This window comes from Halalkalibacter lacteus, assembly GCF_036663595.1.
In the GTDB taxonomy this organism is placed as follows: domain Bacteria; phylum Bacillota; class Bacilli; order Bacillales; family Bacillaceae_D; genus Halalkalibacter; species Halalkalibacter lacteus.
Genome location: NZ_JAWRVL010000401.1, coordinates 1 through 244 on the forward strand (window position 1 = coordinate 1; position 244 = coordinate 244).

1 protein-coding gene is annotated in these 244 nt (G+C 67.2%); it reads left to right on the top strand.

Features of this window, described 5'->3' with window-relative positions; all coding sequences use genetic code 11:
- Nucleotides 1-99 precede the first annotated feature (99 nt).
- On the top strand, nucleotides 100-244 hold a 145-nt coding region (locus tag SAZ04_RS22805), incomplete at its 3' end, for an FAD-dependent monooxygenase (protein WP_332700036.1).

The following is a 244-nucleotide window of genomic DNA, read 5'->3' on the forward strand; positions in this document are numbered from 1 at the left end:
CGACCCGTCAAGCACCGGACTCGAACTTCGTCCGCGCTGGACAAGCACCGTGGGCTGGTCTCACTCTCGACGCCGACTCGAAGCACGCGGGGGGAGTCGATGCAGAAGTTCGCAGGAGTCGTGGTGGTCGGCGCCGGGCCGGTCGGATTCATCACTGGACTGTGCCTCGCGCGCGCCGGCATTCCGGTGCGCGTGCTCGAAGCCGAATCCCGCATCACCGATTCACCGCGCGCCGCGGGATATT